At 58.6% G+C, this 14,676-nt stretch carries 12 protein-coding genes; 3 read left to right on the top strand and 9 right to left on the bottom strand.

Annotated features, from left to right (window positions below; genetic code table 11):
* Positions 1-80: 80 nt before the first annotated feature.
* Positions 81-920 (top strand): hypothetical protein, encoded by an 840-nt coding sequence (locus tag MESS4_RS30920; RefSeq protein ID WP_006339965.1) that lies wholly within the window; start codon positions 81-83, stop codon positions 918-920.
* A 191-nt stretch (positions 921-1,111) separates the two neighbouring features.
* Here MESS4_RS30920 and MESS4_RS30915 read toward each other — a convergent pair whose 3' ends face one another.
* The 5 genes from MESS4_RS30915 to MESS4_RS30895 form a co-directional block, all read right to left on the bottom strand.
* Entirely contained in the window at positions 1,112-2,065 is a 954-nt protein-coding gene (locus MESS4_RS30915) for a LysR family transcriptional regulator (RefSeq protein WP_244441250.1), read from the bottom strand.
* Between the two features lie 38 nt (positions 2,066-2,103).
* Positions 2,104-3,558, bottom strand: coding sequence for an NAD-dependent succinate-semialdehyde dehydrogenase (locus MESS4_RS30910; protein WP_006339963.1), 1,455 nt, complete (start codon positions 3,556-3,558; stop codon positions 2,104-2,106).
* A gap of 89 nt (positions 3,559-3,647) precedes the next feature.
* Positions 3,648-4,571: an NAD(P)-dependent oxidoreductase gene (locus MESS4_RS30905; protein ID WP_006339962.1), complete on the bottom strand. Its 924-nt coding sequence runs from the start codon at positions 4,569-4,571 to the stop codon at positions 3,648-3,650.
* A 131-nt stretch (positions 4,572-4,702) separates the two neighbouring features.
* On the bottom strand, positions 4,703-5,548 hold the full coding sequence (locus MESS4_RS30900; protein WP_157385715.1) for an SMP-30/gluconolactonase/LRE family protein: 846 nt from the start codon (positions 5,546-5,548) through the stop codon (positions 4,703-4,705).
* A 30-nt stretch (positions 5,549-5,578) separates the two neighbouring features.
* Positions 5,579-6,322 (bottom strand): SDR family oxidoreductase, encoded by a 744-nt coding sequence (locus MESS4_RS30895; RefSeq protein ID WP_006339960.1) that lies wholly within the window; start codon positions 6,320-6,322, stop codon positions 5,579-5,581.
* 226 nt (positions 6,323-6,548) lie between these two features.
* Here MESS4_RS30895 and MESS4_RS30890 point away from each other — a divergent pair, with 226 nt between their 5' ends.
* Positions 6,549-7,949: an MmgE/PrpD family protein gene (locus tag MESS4_RS30890; protein WP_006339959.1), complete on the top strand. Its 1,401-nt coding sequence runs from the start codon at positions 6,549-6,551 to the stop codon at positions 7,947-7,949.
* An 81-nt stretch (positions 7,950-8,030) separates the two neighbouring features.
* Here MESS4_RS30890 and MESS4_RS30885 read toward each other — a convergent pair whose 3' ends face one another.
* From MESS4_RS30885 to MESS4_RS30870, 4 genes are all read right to left on the bottom strand, one after another.
* Entirely contained in the window at positions 8,031-8,807 is a 777-nt protein-coding gene (locus tag MESS4_RS30885; RefSeq protein ID WP_006339952.1) for a glucose 1-dehydrogenase, read from the bottom strand.
* 82 nt (positions 8,808-8,889) lie between these two features.
* Complete coding sequence (locus MESS4_RS30880; RefSeq protein WP_036242666.1) at positions 8,890-10,107, bottom strand: ABC transporter permease; 1,218 nt, start codon at positions 10,105-10,107, stop codon at positions 8,890-8,892.
* Between the two features lie 30 nt (positions 10,108-10,137).
* Complete coding sequence (locus MESS4_RS30875; RefSeq protein WP_006339950.1) at positions 10,138-11,676, bottom strand: sugar ABC transporter ATP-binding protein; 1,539 nt, start codon at positions 11,674-11,676, stop codon at positions 10,138-10,140.
* A gap of 44 nt (positions 11,677-11,720) precedes the next feature.
* Entirely contained in the window at positions 11,721-12,686 is a 966-nt protein-coding gene (locus MESS4_RS30870; RefSeq protein WP_006339949.1) for a sugar ABC transporter substrate-binding protein, read from the bottom strand.
* Positions 12,687-13,333: 647 nt separating this feature from the next.
* Between MESS4_RS30870 and MESS4_RS30865 the strand changes: the two genes are divergently transcribed.
* Positions 13,334-14,374, top strand: coding sequence for a zinc-binding dehydrogenase (locus MESS4_RS30865; protein WP_006339946.1), 1,041 nt, complete (start codon positions 13,334-13,336; stop codon positions 14,372-14,374).
* Positions 14,375-14,676 lie beyond the last annotated feature (302 nt).

Raw genomic sequence — 14,676 nt, 5'->3', positions numbered from 1 at the left:
CCCGGTTTGGGTTTATCTGGGGACCGACAGTTCGGTCCTGGAGCCGACGGTTTGGTCCCGAAGACGAGAGGAGTGAGAAGATGCGTATCGGAGAATTTGCAACAGCCGAGGGTGGCGCGGTCGGTTCGATGAGAGACGGCAAGCTCGACCAGAAGTTTCTCCTGCAGGGCGATGACGATTCCCCCAACAACTATCTGCTGAATGTCGGCCTGACGGGATCAGGCGGCTGGGGCACGCCCCGTCACCGCCATAACTTTGATCAGATCCGCTACGTGCTGAAGGGCAGGTATCCGGCAGCTCCTCACAAGATCATGGACGAGGGTTCGGTGGCGTATTTTCCTGAGAGCGTGCATTACGGTCCGCAGGATCGGCCCGAGGGGCTGGAAATGATGGTCATACAGTTCGGTGGTGCCAGCGGCGCGGGCTTCCTGAGCACACCCCGGCGGGAAGCAGCCAATGAGGCTCTGAAGGCAAAAGGCGAATTCAAGAGCGGCGTTTTCACCTGGGTGGATGAAAAGGGCCAAAAGCACAATATGGATGGCGCGGCCGCTTGCTACGAAGAAGCGACCGGAAGGAAGATGGTCCTCGCCAAGCCGCGGTATGACGATGTCATCATGATGGATCCAGACTCGTACGATTGGATCGAAACGGGAAGGCCAGGTGTGTACTCGAAGCTTTTGGGCACGTTCACAGAACGCAACACCAAGATGAGCTTCATCAAGGTCGAAGCCGGGGCGACATACAATACGGGATCGCGGTCTCAGGTCGACGTGCTTTTCATGAGCAAGGGGAACATCACGGTCGAAGGCAAGACGTACGGCGACAAGACAGCGCTGGAATTAACCCCGTCGGACGCTCCGGTCGACATAAAGGCCAACGAAGAATCGCTGTTTTTCGTTGTAACGTTGCCGAAGTTCTGATCCATCCATGGTGCAACAACGTACCCGCCGCCCAAAGTCGGCGGGTTCACTCCCGATTGCCGGGGGCCAAGGTTAGCGCATTGCCGGGCGGAGATGGGCGGATGATATCCCGCACACTGAAAGACGTTGCCGTCCGCCAGGGACTGGGGTTCCCTGGAAGGCTTTAATTGGCCCCAAGATCTCAACGGCGATTAAACGTGACGAACGTCCTGATGCCCGTTGTGGTCGTGGCAGAGCTCCAAGCCAACTTCCGCGATGCAGGTAACCAGATCCTTTCGCGGCTGGTCCATTTGGTAGCCTTCCCGAAAAAAGACGGCGATGTCGCGGCTGAGCACGGGATCGTCGAACGCAAGCGGAAGCAGGCGTTGTTCGGCAATCTCCTCATGAACAGCATGGGCCGGGAGCAAGGCTATATGGTCGGTCTCGGCCACCAACGACTTTAGGAGCGAAACTGACCCGCACACGGTCACCTGGCTAGGAAGTGCTAGGTTCATGGTTTTCAAGATGTGGTCGAGGACGGTGTGCGTGCGGCGGGATGTGGGGCTTATCCACGGGTACTGAACGAGCTGCTCCCATGTCAGGTTTTCCGACTTTCGCAACGGGTGATCCACTCGAGCGATGACACGCAGGGTATCCCGAAACAAAACCCTCTGGCGCAACCCGTCCAGCATGTCGAAAACCTCGGTGAACCCGACCACGAAGTCAAAGTCCCGGCGCAGCAATCCGATCAGAAGGTCAACCTGAGCATTTTCGACGACCTGCAACTGTCCGTCTTGATGTGCGTCGCGCCATTTTCGCATGGCCATCGGCACGATCTTGCTCGCCAGGCTGGGCAGGCTTCCCAGCCTGATCGCCTCGTTGTGAACATCTAGCGAGTTCAAGAGATCTCGTTCGGCGAGCTCCACTTCCTCGCGGATTACCCTTGCGTGGCAGTAAAGAATATCCCCGCTTCTCGTTGTCACGATGCCCTTGGGACCGCGCTCGATCAGCTGCATTCCCAGTTCCGCCTCGAGCCTGTTCATGGAGGTGGACAAGGCGGGTTGGGAAACGCTGAGCAATTTCGCGGCGCGATTGAGGCTGCCCTGTTCGATGACAGTGGCAAAGTATAGCAATTTCTTAGGATCGATTTCCAATAGCACCGACACAATTCGCGCCCGCCAACGCGGGCGACGCCTTCTGGTTTCTAGACCCGCACACGCCTTTCAGCAATCGTTTTGGCGACTGTGTAGCTGTTCCACATCTCCGGTCCGCCTTCCCTGCCGATACCGCTCTCGCGATATCCGCCGAAGGGAGCATCCGCCCCGGGGCTGGTAAACACGTTGAGCGCGACAGAGCCGACCTGCAGTTCGCGGCAGAGGTGGTCCGCGCGCTCCATCGAATTTGTGAACACGAACGCGGCCAGACCCATGTCGAGACTGTTGCTGATCGAAAGCGCCTCATCCATGGAATCGACGGGAGCGCAGGGGGAGAGCGGGCCGAACGGCTCCTCTTTCATGATCCTTGCGTCCAGAGGCACGTCCGCAAGAACAGTGGGGGCATAGAACCAACCGCGGTTACCGACGCGCTGGCCGCCTGTGACCACCCGCGCGCCGTGTGCGACCGCGTCCTCGACCAGACCGGACATCGCGTCCAGACGACGGCGATTGGCGACCGGCCCCATTTGCGTGTCTTTAGCGAACCCGTCTCCGACTACAAGTTTGCTCGCCTTGGAAGCGAGGCTCTCGACGAAATCGCTGTAGACCGAGCGGTGAACCAAGAACCGGGAGGGCGCGGAGCAGAACTGGCCCGCCATCCGGTATTTCCAGTTCACGGCCAGCTGGGCGATCGAGTCGGGATCAACGTTCTCATCCACCAGCACCGGGGCATGTCCGCCCAATTCCATCAGGACCGGCTTCATCGTCTCGGCGGCGAGCCGCGTCAGATGTTTCCCGACGTTGATCGATCCAGTCAGGGTGACGAGGCGGGTTATCGGGGAAAGCACGAGAGTGCGGGAAACTTCGTCCGGATCGCCGAAGACCACATTCAAGACGCCCTTGGGCAAGCCGGCATCGAGGAAGCATTGGGCGAAAAGACATGCTGTCGCCGGTGTCTCTTCCGCAGGCTTGAGAATAACGGAACATCCTGCCGCCAACGATGCGCTGATCTTTCGCGACGGTGCGCTCATCGGCACGTTCCAAGGCGTGAAAGCTGCGACAGGGCCGATCGGCTCGCGCACCACAAACTGTTGTATAGGCGGGTCTGTGGGAACGATGCGGCCATACAGGCGCCGGATTTCTTCCGCGTCCCAGTCGAGAAACGTGGCCGATCTTTCGATCTCGGCGAGAGATTCTGAAAGCGTCTTGCCGAGTTCCATCGTAAAAATCGGCGCGATATCGGCCGCCCGCTCACGAACGAGACCCGCCGCGCGGCGCATGATCGCCGCGCGCTCGGTCGGAGGTGTTCTGCGCCAGACCTCGAAACCTCGCGCGGACGATTCCAGAGCGTTCTGAAGGTCTTCCGCTGTAGCCTTGGGCACTTGGCCCAGGATGGACTCATCGCTGGGATTTTCCACATCGCAAAGAGCCGGGCGGTCGTAGATCCATTCGCCATCTATGAGAAGGCCAATGGGTGGATACGGATGGTTGGGCTTGTCGCTCATTTCTGGTTTCGTCCCTTTTCAAGCCGATTTGCTGGCCAGAGGTTCACATGGTCCGACCTTCGCGCGTCGAGCTGGACGCCGGAAAGCCATTATTCTTCTTCGCCCTGGAGGAATCTCAGGACCTCGGTCTCTGCGATCCTGGCCCCCCGCGCCCGCTGGCCCCACGTCTGCCCCCCGATGTGCGGAGAGAGGACGACATTGGGCAACACGGCGAGACGTTCGGGAACATCGGGTTCGCTATCCAGTACATCCAGCGCCGCCCCGGCGATGATGCCCTTCTCCAGCGCTTCGATCAGCGCGTCCGTGTCGACGAGTTTCCCGCGGCCAACGTTTACGAGCCGGCCTTTGGGACCCAATGCGACAAGTTCTTCGGCGCCTATGACATGCTGGAGGTCAGGCGTCCCCGGCAGCGCCAGGACGAGTATGTCCGACGCCGCGCAAAGGGCCTTCCAGTCCGCGTGCAGAGACGCGCCAAGCCCCATGTTCGATGGGCGGTCCAGCCCGGCGATTTTCATTCTCGATACGGATGCCCGCGCGGCGATCGCCTGACCGATCCGACCGCTGAGGCCCGCGATACCCATGGTCATGTCGACCACACTGTCACCAACCTCGAATCGACCATTCTGCCATTGGCCGCTGCGCGCGAAGGCATCGGCGCGCACGAGCCCGCGGCAGGACATCAGCGTCAGAGCCATGGCAAGATCCGCGACATCGTCGGTCAAGGCTTCGCCAACAGGGCGCACCTTCACACCGCGTTTAGCCAATGCGTCACCGTCGATAAGTTCGGTTCCGACCCCTTGCGAGACGACAAAGCGCAAGTTTGGCAACGCTTGGGCAAGCTCCACGCTGCAGCCGCGCGACGCGCTGGTCATCAGGACCTGGACGGCGCGGCGGTCGGCTTCCGGCAACGCAAGGATATCTCTCGGCCCAGGCACGATCCGCAGAAGGTCGCGCTCTTCAAGCGAGGGATAGGTCATTCCCGCGAGCGCGGGGAAAGAAAGCACGGGATGCATTTGGGCGCCGTTCCAACGTATCGATGAGTGGCCACGCTATCGGCGCGCCCGTCCGCCGGCAACGCAAAGTCGGATTCGCGGCAGGGAGTTATAACGTTTACTTATATCAGTTTCTAACACCTGGGCTTGGGCTACGCGCCAGCCGGGACTTCGACGTCGATCGTGAAGATCGCACTGTTGCGCTTGCCCGCCGCCATGTCGCCCTCGGTTCCGATGAAAGCGGTCATGAACAGCGTGCTGCCCGAGTTGCCCCCGAGCGTGCAGGAGATGCCGGAGCCTTCGAACTGGACGAAATCGGTGATCTTGCCGCCATCGAGGACCCGCAAGAATTCACCGGTGTTGTAGGCACCGACCCAGATCGCCCCCTCGGCGTCAACGCAAATGCCGTCGGGCTGCCGTTTTCCAAGATCGGCGAATAGCCTTCTTTTGCTCAGCCTGCCAGCTTCGTCGATGTCGAAGGCAGTGAGGCGGCCTTCCCAGGTCTCCGCAACAACGAGGGTTCTGCCGTTATCGATGACGACGGACCCATTTGGGAAATCGACTTCGTCGGCGACTTCTTCGACGGTGCCGTCCGGATCGACCCTGTGGAGCGAAGTCGTCTTGCGTTCTTCACCAGCCGCGAAATCGTACCCGAAGTTTCCGACGTAGATCCGGTCATGTTCGTCGATCGCGAAATCGTTCAGCCAACCGGTCGCGTGTTTTGACAGGTCGGCGTAGTCAACCAACTGTGTGCCAGGGAAGTACCTGAGGAGCTTGCGATCCTTGGCGGAAGCCACAATCAAGCTTCCGTCGGAAAGGAACCCCAGCCCAGAGGGTCGGTTGGGCACATACAAGAACGTCTTGGGGTGCCCCTCGGCCGAGAGGGCGCAGACCTTATGATCGAAAACGTCAGATACCCACAAGCGGTCATCTCGCCATTTCGGCGCTTCGAGGAACATGAAATTGTCCGCGAACAACGTAGGTTTCTGGGTTGCCAATTTCGTCCTCCCCGGCGAACTTGACCGGCGTCACCAACCGCCGTCGCAATGGATGTCCTGTCCCGTGATCAGGTCGGCCTCGGGCGACGAAAGGAACACGACCAGATTTGCAATGTCTTCGGGCTCGATCCTCCGCTTCAGGCTCTGCCGCTCCAGAATCCACTTGTGATATTCCTCTCGCTTCTCGCCGAAATGGCGCCATTCGGCTTCAGACACCACCGCACCCGGCGAAACGCCGTTCACATTGATGCCGTAGTGACCGAGTTCGCGCGCCAACGCCTTGATAAGACCGTACATCGCTCCCTTCGAGGCGACATAAGGGACGAAGCCTTCCCAGTGGCCGGTCAGGGTCGCGGACGTCATATTGACGATCTTGCCGTATTTCTTCTGCTTCATCATGGCGCTGCACGCTCGCGCTACGACGAAGGCAGCAGACGAATTGATCCGGACCTCGTTCTCGTATTCCTCAATCGTGAATTGCTCGTGCGGCTTGTTCACGACGAATGCCGCGTTGTTCACGAGAATGTCGATGCCGCCCACTTCTTCGGCTAGCGCGGTCACGGCCTTCTCCGTGCCAGCGAGGTCGCTAAGATCGCAACCGAAATAGCGGACGTCGCGAGCGATCTTCCCAATTGTTTCGGAAGCATTTTCCACATGGGGGCGGTCCGAAGCGATGACCGTGGCCCCGGCTTCGTGATAGCGAGCCACCAAAGCCTTTCCGATCGTTCCCAACGCCCCGGTGATCAGAACTGTTTTTCCGGCTAGATTTGCCAACATATCCTCCCAATGTTTTGTCCAGGTAAAATTCCATCTCTCGATCGAAATGAGAACACGGAAACTCACCTTAGTATCGGCGCATATAGCTTCTTGTTATATCTCGATCAGATCAAAAGACCTTGCCGCGTGAAGTTATGGATGCGGCCCGACATGTGACGTGAGATTGCTGCAGATACGAGATGGCCGCCGGCGCGGGCGGGCGTGTATGGAGGAGATTGCGACTATGCCCACCGAACCCGATCTCGTGCATGTTTTTGCCCGGCACGCGGCGGAACTCTCGTACGACGCTCTCCCCACAGTCGCGCGCGAAGCTGCAAAAAAAAGCGTTCTAGACACATTGGGTGTCATTCTCGCCGCGAGCGGGATGGAACCTGCGGTCAGGGGCGTAGTGGAAATCGTGGAGGAAGGCGGCGGAAAGCCGGAGTGTTCCGTGATTGGCTTTGGCGGTCGTCGCCCCGCAATGATGGCAGCGCTCGCGAACGGTGCGATGGCACACTGCCTGGATTACGACGACCAGACCCCATGGGGACAGCACACAGCGAGTTCCATCGTGCCTGCGGTGTTCGCAGTCGCCGAGCGCCGGGGCGGCGTTTCCGGGAAGGATTTGATAGCGGCGGTCGCTGTGGGGCAGGATATCTTCGGCCGCTTGCGATGCAATGTGGATTGGAAAAAGGACTGGAACCTCTCGACGGTACTCGCTGTCTTCGCCGCAACAGCTTCCGCGGGCCGTACGATGGGACTGTCTTCCAGACAGGTCGCGCACGCTATGGGCATCGCTACCATGCAATGCAGCGGCATCATGGAGATGGTAGCAGGGCGCGGCAGCGATCTTCGTGGCATGTACGCCGGATTTTCAGCCAAAGGCGCTGTCCTGGCCGCCCTTATGGCTGAAAAAGGCATCACAGGCATCGATCGCATGTTTGAAGGCCAGTACGGTTTTATGAATACCTACTTTGGCGGCGGTTTCGATCGCGAATCCATGGTTCGCGATCTGGGCCGGGATTTTCTTGGAAGTGGGACGCTGTACAAGCGTTGGCCGTGTGTGGGTACCGCCCACAGCCATATGAAAGCCGCGATCGACATCGTCACGAAAAACGATGTGCACCCAGACCAGATCGCGGAGATCCGTCTCCATGTCGGCGACTACCACGAGTTGATGTGTCAGCCGCTTCAGGAGCGGCGGAGCCCGGCGACATTGGCTGATGCGAAATTCAGCTTGCCATTTCTCGTTTCTATCGCCATCGCCCGACGGGGCATGAGCGTCTCGGATTTTACCGAAGATGGTCTTCACGATCGTGCAGTGCTCGAGATCGCGACCAAGATAAGCCTTGTGAACGATCCAACTCTCAATTGGAAACTCGAACTCCCACCCGGCCGCGTGGAGATTCTCACCCATGACGGCCGCCGATGGTCGGAGGAAGGCCGAAGCGTTCCTGGCAACGCGGACAACCCAATGGGCTGGGACGACATCTGCTCGAAATTCAGGGAATGCGCGACGATCTCGGTCACCAGATTTGCGGACGAAGTCGTGACCCGGGTAGCGGGTCTCGCCGGTCGGCTCGAGGAACTCTCCGATGCAACGGATCTGGTGAAACTTCTGTCTCCGCCGGCACGCGAGGCTTAGAACATGCGTCGATCGCCATGACGCTCCAGACGGACGTCCGGTGGAGTCAAAAAAGCTTCTATCGAGACTGTTTCACTGCCGCTAAATGCCGGCGGTCTGCCCGCCATCAACAACCATGGCATGACCCGTCACGAAAGCCCCGGCGTCGGAGCAAAGCCAGAGGACCGTGCCAGCGATCTCTTCTGGGCGTCCCATGCGTCCAATAGGTTCTTGCGCAATCACGCGAGCCCGACCTTCATCCGTATCGCCTGTGTAGCGGGCGATCATCGGCGTATCGATGATGCCCGGGCAGATCGCGTTCACCCGAATGTTCTTGTTCGCGTACTCAAGGGCAGCGACCTTGCTTACCGCCACTACACCGAACTTGGAGGCACAATAGCTGGACTGCCCGCGGATCGCCAAGACCCCCGCGCCCGATGCGGTGTTGACGATCGAGCCGCCTCCTTGGCGCAGCATGATTTCGATCTCGTGCTTCATGCAGATAAAAACGCTTTTCAGGTTCACGGCGATGGTCTTGTCCCAAACGTCCTCGGACAATTCCGCGATCGGTTGCGCGGGCTGTTCGATGCCCGCGTTGTTGAACGCGATGTCCAAGCGGCCGAACTTATCCACGGTCTGGTCCAAAGCCGCCTTCACGTCAGAGCTTTTGGTCACGTCGCAGATGACGGCCAGCACCCTTCCGCCACGTCCTTCGATCTCGGCGACTGTTTCCCTCAAGCCCTTCTCGGAAATGTCGGCGGCCGTCACAGCCGCGCCCGCCATAGCAAATGCGATCGCTGCGGCGCGGCCGATACCGCTTCCTGCCCCGGTGACGAATGCGACTTTGCCGCCGAGATCCACTCTTGGTATGTCAGTCATGTCTATTGTCCGGTTGTCTGTTTTTTGAGGCAGAACTAATGGATTCGCGGGCCGCCGGTCGCGCTGAAGCGCCACCTGCTGCTCAGCCGCCCGTTTTGGATTTCGCCTTGGTGCCGCCCACGGTGTAGATTGCCGCTGCGACCACGACCACCACGCCCTCTATGAGGCCCTGCCAGTTCGCACCGAGGTTCAGGATGTTGAAACCGTTGGTCAGCGAATAGAGCAGCAGCGCTCCGGCCAGCGTCTTGATGACGCTGCCTGCGCCACCGAACAGCGAGGTCCCCCCGAGGATGGCGGCGGCGATAACCGTGAGTTCCGCGCCCGTAAGACCCGCCGGATTGATGGACCGCAAGCGGCTCGCGAAAAGGACACCAGCAAATCCTGCCGCGCCACTACAGAAGACGAAAGCCATCAACTTGTATCGCGTGACGTTGATACCGGACAATCGGGCCGCTTCTGAATTACCACCGACCGCATAGACGCGCCGGCCAACCATTGTGAAGCTTAGCGTGAACCAGACGATCGCGGTGAAGACGACCATCATAATGACAGGATTCCGCAGTATCAATTCACCGCCGGAGGCCCAGGAGACCAGCAGGAAGAAAAGCCCAGCCACGACCATTCCGAGTGTCGCGGGCCGCAGGCTCTTCCCCGCCATGCGGGTCTGGAAAATCCGGAATGCGGCCACGGCCAGGAGCGCCAGTCCCGCGACCAATACGAGCCAGAAACCATCATGACGCCCACCTTCGAAGGATTTCATGGTGGCGATCACATCTGGATTTGCAACTGAAAGCGATCGTCCGTCGGTGTAAATTAACACCAAGCCGCGGACCGCGGTCATCGTGCCGAGGGTAACGATGAACGCATTGATCCCAACGTATTGAACGATTGCTCCATTCAGAAGACCGATGCTCATTGCCACGATCACCGCGAGTGCCGCGGCAGGCCAAAAGCCGATCGCGTCGGCATTGCCGATCAACATCACTGCGGCAAGAGCCGCGACCGACGCCACCGATAGGTCGAAATTGCCGCTGATCAGAACCACAGTCATCGCTACCGCCATGATTGCGATCAGCGAAGACTGATAGATAACATTGGAAAGATTTTGCACACTGAGATAGTTGGATTGACCGATATAAGTCGTGATGATCGTCAAAGTGACGATCAACAGCAGCAGCGCGTAGTAAACGCCCATCTCTTGAAGTCCAAATAACCTCCGCCAATTGGTTTTGGCGCTGGTTTGCACGTCCTGACCAAGCACGTCAGACTGATCCAAGCGATTCTCTTTTATTATGGTCATGTTTAAATCTCGCTGTGAGATGCCCGCCGTTCAGTGGCGCGCGGCTTCGGTCGCTGCGCTCTTGCCGCCAGCCAGCAGAAGCAATTCATGCTCTGAAGTGTCGCGAGCGTTGCGTTCGGCAATGCACTGGCCATCACGCATCACAAGAATGCGATCGCAAACCGTCAGCAGTTCCTCGAATTCCGAAGATACGATTATGACCGACTTGCCTTCGCTTGCCAGTTGTCGAACCAGACGCAGAATGTCCGTTTTCGCCCCGATATCGATACCCGCCGTCGGCTCGTCGAGCAGGAACAGCTTGACATCACTGAACAGCCATTTGGCGATTGTGACCTTCTGCGCGTTGCCGCCACTCAGTTCCTTGACGAGGATTTCCGGCGAGATGGCTTTGATCCCAAGCATCCTGATGGCTTCCCATCCCCGGTCCCGTTCGCGCTCGCCCACCGGAATCGCGTTCCACATTGAGACGCCGCCCAACGCGGGCAATGTGGTGTTTTTCCAAATCTCAAAGTCGGGAACCAGGCCTTGAGCCATTCGGTCCTCGGGAACCATGCCGATGCCAGCCTTGACGGCCGCGCCGGTGTCCCGCGCGACGCGTTTTCCATCGAGCACCACCTCGCCCGTCGCGCTCTTGTCTGCGCCGAAGATCGCGTGGAGCAGTTCGCTTCGGCCGGATCCCAAAAGCCCCGCGACACCCACGACTTCCCCAGGCGCAACGCTCATCGAGATCTTCTGCAGCTTGCCCCTGGAGGCAAGATCACGGAGTTCCAAGCGCGGGATCTGATCGTTGCCAACGACAGCCAACGGCACGCGGCTTTCGGCCTGACGCTCGAGAGCGACAATCTGCTTTCCAACGATTGCCTCGGCGATACGATTTTCGTCGAGATCGCAGGTGTTGGCGCGCATCACAGCCAAGCCGTCGCGAAGCACAGTAACCTGATCCGTAAGCGCCATCACTTCGTCGAGGAAGTGAGACACGAACAGAATGGCTTTCTTCTCGCCTTTAGACAGACGCCTAACCGTGTTGTAGACCAGCTCACGCTCTTCTGAGGCGAGAGACGCGGTCGGTTCGTCCATGACGATCAGATCGGCGCCGGTTCCGAGCGCTTGGAATATGGATACCATTTGGCGCTCGCCGATCGACAGCGAGCTGACCAGGGTGTCCGGATCCAACCAGTACCCCACGCGTTCGCAGAGCTGGTTGAACTGGGTCCGAATGGCTGACGACCGTCGCCAGCGCCCACCGTTGCCCAGAAAAACGTTCTCTAAAATGGAAAGTGTCGGGACCAGCGGAATATGCTGGTGGACAGTTGCCACGCCCATGTCATTCGCGGCTTTAGGGCTATCCCATTGCACCGGTTGTCCACGCCAGATGATCTCGCCTAACGTGGCCCAGTAGGAACCGGACAGGATCCGGATCAGGGTCGATTTGCCGGCGCCATTGGCCCCCAGCAGACCGTGGACTTTGCCCCGCTCGATATCGAGATCGACACCGCGCAGGGCCAGCGTTCCATTGGGAAACCCCTTCACGATACCACGCAACTGCATGATTGGACCGTTGTCTTGCATCAGCTGGGTTTCCCAATCTGTTTGCTATCGACGAAGGAAGTTTATCACCACTTCTCTGGGCAGTCGTCCAGCTTGTCCTTGGTGATCGGCGGCATGTCGTAAGTCACGAAACGTCCCTTCGGCGTCTTGGGATCGGTCGCGGCCTCCTGCATTGCCTTGAACATCAATTCGCCGAGCAACAGTGGACGGGTGCAAACCGAGCCGTACATTTCCCCGGCTTTGATTGCATCATAACCCAGCTTTGAGCCCCCGCCGGTCGCGATGAGCTTGCCCTTCCAGCCTGCGGCTTCGATCGCACGTGCGCAACCGATCGCCATGTCATCCGCCTGGCTGAAAATCACATCCAGATCCGGGTGTGCGGTCAGAAAGTTTTGGCACACCGCCTCACCTTGATCCGGCGTCCAGTTTGTCGGCTGCTCGGCAACGATCTCATAGTTTGCATTGGCTTTTTTCAAAGCAGCAACGAAGCCGTCAGTATCCAGCTTAACCACTGCGTAGGCAGGATCGCCTTGGACGATAGCGATTTTGGCTTTGCGGTCTTTGGGGAGAACCCCTGCGGTCATTTCTCCCGAGACGTAGCCGGCCTTATAGTTATCTGTCGCAACCAACGCCGACAAAGCCGGGTATGGATCCTTGACGTCGCGCTTTTGAGGATCACCGACCTGTGCCGCGATAGCAACGACAGGCACCCCGGCAGCGGTGATCTTGTCGACGAAGGACTCAGCCACGACGGAATCCAGAGGCAAGAAACCAATGGCGTCGACTTTTTGAGAAAGAAGATCGTCCAACGCGTTGCCCTGCTTCTCCACACTGCCGCGCGGATCGAGCACAACGGTCTTGACGCCCGCCTTCTTGGCGGCCTCCTCGAAGCCCTTCGCGGTCATGACATTGTAGGGATACTCGAGGCTTGCGGGCACGTACCCGAAGGTGAGATCCTTCGCACCGGCCGTTCCGGCGGACAGAAGCGCCGCGATAGCTGCCACGCCGAATTTCAGTTTCATTCCGCTCATGAGTTCCTCCCTGGAGCAAGTTTTGCTATGTGCCGGTTGAGATGGCTTTGTCGGTTTCGGCACTATGAAACCGGGCCGTGCGTCGCTACGCAGAACTCGAGGCAAACGAGATTCAACGAGAGCAACCGCCGTGACCGACGACAATTAGGAGTTCATCACTCAGTTGAAATCGATAATTGTCTCGGCAAGTATGTACAGGGGGAAAGAAACGCCATCTTTATTTACTGGGTCCTGGCGCATTCTGATCCTCCCTAAAGTTCACTAAGCGATTAAATAGCAAGTCGATTTTGCTAGCAGTATCGGCTGGGTTCAGCCTTATACCGAAGTTCGACCTGCCTCCTCCTGCGTTAACTTCTCTAACATGCTGAAATTTTGCACGACAGAGGTCCGACGCGACGGTTATAACACCAGATTATGTCGTGGAACCGGACAAGGGTCGCGGCTGTCGACACTGGAAAGCCTCTTTACAGGCGATATCAGTTGTCCCCGGCCAACAAGCCCTAGCATTGCAAAGCTACATATAACATTAAGTTATATAATAGCTCCGCAAATGCGGCGAACGGGGCGAAAACGGTTGTCTCAAGAGTTCGGATTTGCGACCCAGCTTGGTAACAGCCCGATCACTTGAGGGTCGGCGTACCTGAGCGATGTTGGAGATCATGGCGATGAGAGGGGTTGTTTTCCTCGGCGAAGGCGCAATGGAACTTCGGAAATTCCCCGACCCTGTTCCAGGGCCGGACGAGGTCGTTATCCGGGTGAAGGCCTCGGGCATGTGCGGGAGTGACTTGAACCACCTCTATGAGCCCAAGCGAACCGAAGACCAGATCGTCATCGAAGGGCATGAGCCATGCGGCGTCGTCGAGATGGTGGGTTCGGCTGTGAGACCTCATGAAGCGAAAGTCGGCGACAGGGTGATGATCCATCATTATGACGGCTGCCGCACTTGCTCCAATTGCCGTTCGGGCTGGACCCAGAACTGCGACAAGGGACGGATTGCTTTCGGTGGAAATGGCCACGGTAGCCATGCGGATTTCATGAAAGCCCCCGTTCACACGGTAATCAAGCTACCCGACGTGCTGTCGTTTAAGGCAGGTGCGGCCATCGGCTGCGGAAGCGGGACTGCTTATGGTGCTCTGAAGCGGATCAACCTGCTTGCCGAAGAAACCATCGCCGTTTTCGGTCAAGGCCCAGTCGGGTTGAGCTGCACCATACTCGCCAAGGCCTTTGGCGCGCGGGTCATTGCGCTCGACGTAGGCGAGGAACGCCTCGCAATGGCCAAGAGATTCGGTGCTGATTTCCTCGTCAACCCGTTGAAAGACGATCCCGTCCAGGCCATCAAGGACCTCACCCGCGGTTTGGGCGCCGACAAGGCGGTCGAATGCAGTTCGAACCCGGTCGCGCGTGAGCAGGCGGTCAACTGCATCTGCCAATGGGGTATCACTTGCCTTGTCGGCGTTCACGGAACCATACAGTTCGATTGCAATGAGGTCATCACGAAGCAGAAGACGCTCGTGGGTTCGCTGACCTTCAGCAAGAACCAGCAGGAAGAATGCGCTCAGTTCGTCAGCGAACGAGGCATAGACGTCGATTCCCTGTTCACGCACGAATTTAAGCTCGAAGACGCCGCGGAGGCTTATGCCCTTTTCGAGCAGAGAAAAATTGGCAAGGGCGTTTTCGTCTTCGACTGAACCCCGTCTTTCCACTCGGACTTGCCGGATGGCGCGGTCGGTGCAGATTGGGCCATGAGCTTCGCTATTCATTCGGTTTGATGGTGACTTCGCCATGGGGTGCCAAGAAATAGACGTGGCCGTGCACTCCACCACCCGCCTGGCAGCCAAGCCGGTCGTTTAGGCCCAGGACATCGGCGCCAGGTGCTTCTCCATGATCGCGTGCAGGTTCATGACGACACCGGTGAGTCCAGCCGGAAGGCACCGATGAGCACTCGACGAAGCTTACTCGCGACAGCACTCCCCGGTGGCGCACCCGCGAG

The sequence above is a fragment of the Mesorhizobium sp. STM 4661 genome (assembly GCF_000359125.1).
Lineage (GTDB): Bacteria > Pseudomonadota > Alphaproteobacteria > Rhizobiales > Rhizobiaceae > Mesorhizobium.
The sequence above is the reverse complement of the archived record's forward strand: the minus strand, read 5'-3'. Positions and strand labels throughout refer to the sequence as shown.